General features: G+C 75.4%; 1 protein-coding gene and 1 pseudogene. Both read right to left on the minus strand.

Annotated features, from left to right (window positions below; translation table 11 throughout):
- A pseudogene (locus FMEAI12_RS02245) lies at positions 1-341 on the minus strand (homoserine O-acetyltransferase); the annotation flags it as partial.
- Positions 338-794, minus strand: a 457-nt coding sequence (locus FMEAI12_RS02250; RefSeq protein ID WP_200835159.1) for a PLP-dependent transferase, incomplete at its 5' end; no start/stop codon positions are given. The gene FMEAI12_RS02250 and the pseudogene FMEAI12_RS02245, both read right to left, overlap by 4 nt.

A 794-nucleotide genomic window follows, 5' to 3' on the forward strand; every position in this document is an offset into this window, starting at 1 on the left:
CGCTCACCGGCGACAGTCACGCCGCCGGCGGCGTGACTGTCGCCGGTGAGCGCGTGCAGCACCAGCACGGCGTTACCCGCGTCGGGCGCGAGCGTGCCCCACGTCTCGTAGGCGATCGTCACCTCGGGCAGCGAACCACCGCGTTCCAGGGTCAGCGGGCCGGCCGACCTGACGAACCGGCGATCTCCCACCGGGTCGCCGGGGCGCCACGCCGCCGACGCCGGCGGCGACGGCGACGGCGACGGCGACGGCGACGGCGGTGCCGGCCGCGGACCCGACGGTGGCCGGGGTGGCGGCGCCGGCTGGCTGGCGGGTGCGGCGTCCTGACGCTGGTCGGTCATCCGGACTTCGCGGCCCGGAAGCCCGCGTCGAGGTCGGCGAGGATGTCGTCGATGCCCTCGATGCCCACCGACAGCCGGATCAGGTCGGGGGTGACCCCGGTCGCCGCCTGTTCGGCGTCGGTGAGCTGCGAGTGGGTGGTCGTCGCCGGGTGGATGACCAGCGAGCGGACGTCGCCGATGTTGGCGAGGTGGCTGAACAGCTCCAGGCCCTCGACGAACTTCCGGCCCGCCGCCGCACCGCCCTCGATACCGAACGCCAGCACGGCGCCCGCGCCGCGGGGCAGGACCCGGCTCGCCCGCTCGTACCACGGCGAACCGGCCAGCTTCGGGTAGGCCACCCAGCCGACCTCGTCGCGCGCGGCCAGCCACTCGGCGACGCGCAGCGCGTTGGCGCTGTGCCGCTCCATCCGCAGCGACAGCGTCTCCAGGCCCTGCAACAGCAGGAACGCTCCC

The organism is Parafrankia sp. Ea1.12, assembly GCF_900465275.1.
In the GTDB taxonomy this organism is placed as follows: domain Bacteria; phylum Actinomycetota; class Actinomycetes; order Frankiales; family Frankiaceae; genus Parafrankia; species Parafrankia soli.